Annotated in this window: 7 protein-coding genes; 4 read left to right on the top strand and 3 right to left on the bottom strand. The window is 62.6% G+C overall.

Translation table 11 applies throughout. The annotated features are described in order from the left end of the window. On the bottom strand, positions 1-130 hold a 130-nt coding region (locus VIM95_RS23425; RefSeq protein WP_414648539.1), incomplete at its 3' end, for an acyl-CoA thioesterase. A 197-nt stretch (positions 131-327) separates the two neighbouring features. On the opposite strand from VIM95_RS23425, the gene VIM95_RS17010 reads away from it, so the two are divergent. The 4 genes from VIM95_RS17010 to VIM95_RS16995 all read left to right on the top strand — a co-directional run bounded on the left by VIM95_RS17010 (position 328) and on the right by VIM95_RS16995 (position 1,811). Beyond that, complete coding sequence (locus tag VIM95_RS17010) at positions 328-645, top strand: PadR family transcriptional regulator (protein WP_331988099.1); 318 nt, start codon at positions 328-330, stop codon at positions 643-645. After that, positions 642-1,232, top strand: a complete 591-nt coding sequence (locus VIM95_RS17005; RefSeq protein WP_331988097.1) for a DUF1700 domain-containing protein — start codon at positions 642-644, stop codon at positions 1,230-1,232. The genes VIM95_RS17010 and VIM95_RS17005 overlap by 4 nt, the downstream gene beginning before the upstream one ends. 164 nt (positions 1,233-1,396) lie before the next feature. Then, positions 1,397-1,561, top strand: coding sequence for a hypothetical protein (locus VIM95_RS17000; protein WP_331988095.1), 165 nt, complete (start codon positions 1,397-1,399; stop codon positions 1,559-1,561). Beyond that, positions 1,554-1,811, top strand: coding sequence for a hypothetical protein (locus VIM95_RS16995; protein WP_331988093.1), 258 nt, complete (start codon positions 1,554-1,556; stop codon positions 1,809-1,811). The genes VIM95_RS17000 and VIM95_RS16995 overlap by 8 nt, the downstream gene beginning before the upstream one ends. Before the next feature lie 70 nt (positions 1,812-1,881). Here VIM95_RS16995 and VIM95_RS16990 read toward each other — a convergent pair whose 3' ends face one another. Beyond that, positions 1,882-3,129 (bottom strand): DUF7379 domain-containing protein, encoded by a 1,248-nt coding sequence (locus VIM95_RS16990; RefSeq protein WP_331988091.1) that lies wholly within the window; start codon positions 3,127-3,129, stop codon positions 1,882-1,884. Between the two features lie 68 nt (positions 3,130-3,197). Next, a partial coding sequence (locus tag VIM95_RS16985; RefSeq protein ID WP_331988089.1) for a hypothetical protein occupies positions 3,198-3,661 on the bottom strand: 464 nt, incomplete at its 5' end.

Genomic DNA, 3,661 nt, shown 5'->3' with positions numbered 1-3,661 from the left:
GAAAGCCATGCAGGCGCAGCCACTCGATACGGGCATGGGTGCAGAAGTCAGCATAGGCGCTGTGGCGCACATGCTGGTTGGCATCGCAATCAGCCCAACGGACCTCGACGGTGTGGCGGAAGACTTCCATGGCGTACTCCTAGGTTCTTTACTCGACCTATCTTAATCCGCGCGCGTTAATTCAAGCAAATGCTTGCTTGAATTGTGAGGGTGTCTCACCCATGCAATGAGCTTAACAAGGTACCTTGTATTAAAAGGTACCTTGTCGTACTCTGGCACTCGGACCAAGCAGGGCGCGCCTGGGTGCGCGAGCAGGGGACAGCCGCAATGAAGATCCAACTGAAGAAGGGCGTGCTCGACATGTGCGTGCTGGCGCAGCTTGAGCGCCATGACAGCTATGCCTATGAGATCGTCTCGGCACTTGCCGATAGCGTCGAGATCAGCGAAGGCACCATCTACCCCTTGATGCGGCGCCTGCAGGCCGATGGCCTGGTCAGCACCTATCTGGTCGAATCCGAGACCGGGCCTTCACGCAAATACTATCGCCTTGAGGCCAAAGGCCGGGAAGCGCTGGAGGGTATGAAGGCGCAATGGGGTGACTTTCTCGCCGAAGTGAACCGGATCTTGCAAGGGAAAGCACCATGAACCGCGAACAGTTTCTGAGCACGCTGCGACATGAATTGCGAGGCATCCTGCCGCAGGAGCGGGAAGAGATCATTGCCGACTACGAGGAATACTTCCGCGATGCCCGCGCCGCCGGCCGGGATGAAGAGGAGGTGGCTCGCTCGCTGGGCTCGCCCAGACAGTTGGCGCGCGAACTGCGGGCCGAGGCACGCATCAAGGACTGGGAGGCGCAACGCTCGCCGGGCAATCTGCTGCGCATGTGCCTCGCGGTAGCCGGGCTCGGCCTGATCAATATCATGGTGCTGCCACTCCTGTTGTGCCTGGTGCTGACGGTACTGGTGCTGTTTGTGGCCGCCTTCGTGCTGATGGTCACGGGCATCGGTCTCTTGCTGGCGGGCATGCCCGGCATGGGGCTGGGTCACCTGATCACGGTGGATGTGGCCGGCATTGAGGTGACCAAGCCCTTGCACGTGGCCTGGGTGGGCTTTGGTGTGCTTGGCGTGGGTTTGGTCTGGGCGTTGGTCAATACCTGGCTCAGCAAGTGGCTGGCGCGTGGTCTGGCTCGTTATGCCAGGCTCAACTATCGGCTGGTGCGCGGCCAGGCCTGAGCGTCATCCTGCGCCGCAGCATTTCATCGTCCTTTCCGGCAACTGGTACCACCAAACCGTCGCTTGATCGCACGGCCATCGCAGCCTTTGGGCCGCGCAGGCAGGATGCGAACCATGCCAGACACGCTGGTGCCAGATAAACGGAACAAGGAAAGGATGCCATCATGAAAAACCGCTTCGACGCCCTGCTGGAACCGGCCTTGTTCCTGGCCACCGCTGCGCTGTTCGGCCTCTCGCTGCTGGCAGATGCGCAGGCCAGCAGCCAGCTTCAGCCTAGCCAGGCAGCACAGCTGGCGCAGGCTTCAAGTGCGGGGTGCCAACGTGGTTGATTCTGCCTGCCAACGCAGCGCCGAGCCGCAAGGCCCCGGGGCTTGGGTGCTGCTACAGTTTGCTCTCGCTACCCTGCTGGGTAGCGCACTGATCCTGGGGGTGAGTGCGACGCTGGCCACAATGGTAGAGGGCCCCGCCGCCAGCCTGGAAGGCCCCTTGCCCTTGCAACACGATGGCAAGGCGCCCGCGCAAAGCCGCCCCCATGAATGGCGCGAGGCGCGGCAATCGCGTTCAGCCGAACAGGTCTAGGATGACTTGCCAGCGCAAAAACGCTGAGCTGAGGCACGCTCAGGAGTGCGCTCCTTGCCACCTCCGCGCCTTACGAGCCGGCAGCGTGGGTGGGGACCAACCAGCGCCGTATGCGCTCGAACACCTTGGGGTGATTCAGAAGGTCGAAATGGTTGATGCCATAGGCCACCCAGCTACGTGACGAGGGTATCGCCAAGTTCGATTGGGGATCCGTACTTCTTCCTAGCGCGCTGTTAACTGGCACCAGGCCATCGCCCACTATCTGCTCCCCGATGCCGCCGGCTCGCTTGGCGACCGTCGCTGCAATGGCATAGCACTTGATGTGCCGTTGCAAGGGCAGGGGGTGTGGTCGCACGGTGGTGCGCGAGAAGCGATCGCGGCCTATCCAGTCGACATCCCTCAGGTTGCCGTAACGCAGGTCGGTGATGCCGACGCTACGTATCTTGCCCAAGCCGGCCAAGGGGGCGGTGTAGGGGCTTATGCCGAGGGCAAAATCGACCCAATTGCCGCCGCGCTCCATGGGTGCACCCAGGTGCGGTGTACCGAGGAACACGATCCGCTTGAGCCGAGACAGCCACGGGAGCTTGCCGAGCTGCGCGACGTCACAGGCGCTGCGTGTGACCAGACCTCCCATGCTGTGGGCGATGATGGTCACGTCGGTCAGCGGTACTGGCCAATGATCGACCAGCGCTTCCATCAGCATCGAGAGGTTCTGTCCGTTGGTGGAGATGTGGCGACCAGTGTTGTAGTGCAGGTAAATTGCCGGGCAGCCGAGCTCATTGGCGAGCAGTTCCGCCGGGCTTTTATCCGATGGGGTGGTTTGCGTTGACTGTGCCCACTGCATGTCGTTCATGCACAAGCCGTGTATGTAGATCAGCAGCTTGCCTGTAGGGTGCTCGATTGCCTTGGCCAGCGCATCTGCGGTGAGCTCTAGTGGCCGGCCGAGGTAGACAAATCGCATCGGTATGGCGAGGGAGTTGGCGCTGTCGGCAAGATAGTCGCCGAGCACACCGTTGAGCGCCGCGATCACCGCCTCTCTTCGAGGAGAGCGTACGTCGGGCTCTACGGCGGGCACCAAGCTGCCAAGCGCAGTATCGATTGCGGTGCCGACGATGCGGGTAACCCGGCGAATGCTGCGGTACGTGAAGCCCGTGATGCCCTTGGTGGGGCCGGGTACGTGCATTCCCAGCACACCGGGGGTGTGCACGATGGTGTGATGCATCGCTTCCACCAACTGCGTCAACCCCAAGATGCCATCGACGGCCAAACGACTTGCTCCGCGAAGATCGGCGGCGCGAAAGGCGGCATTCTTGCTCATTGGGAGCCCCAGGCGATATCAGCTTTCAGCATACGCCGTTCCCCATCCGGGCTGTTTAGCGAGCAGGCTTAATTGGCAAACAGGTCCAACTGTCCGTTGCTGGATGGCGGCCGGAACAGGCTGTGGTCCAGGCCTTCCCAGCGCGCGTTGAGCCCCAGCCTTTGCACGGCCAGGTGGTAGCGCTTGTTCAAGAGCTCGGCAAACGGCCCCACACCGCGCATGCGCTGGCCAAAGGTGGCGTCGTAGTCGCGCCCGCCGCGGGTCTGCCGCAGCACGCTCATCACATGCTCGTGCTTGAGCGGGTAGTGTGCCGCCAGCCAGTCCTCGAACAACTGCGCCAGCTCCAGCGGCAGGCGCAGCAGCACATAGCCCGCCATGCTGGCGCCGGCCCTGCGGGCTTCGCCCAGTATCTTTTCCAGTTCATGGTCGTTCAGCGCCGGGATCATGGGCGCCGCCAGCACGCCCACCGGTATACCGGCCTCTGCCAGCCGCGCTATGGTCTGCAAGCGTCGCAGGGGCTGGCTGGCGCGGG

Origin of the sequence: Chitinimonas sp. (assembly GCF_036568685.1) — a bacterium.
GTDB lineage: Bacteria > Pseudomonadota > Gammaproteobacteria > Burkholderiales > Chitinimonadaceae > Chitinimonas.
This window is presented reverse-complemented; position numbering and strand designations above follow the sequence as displayed.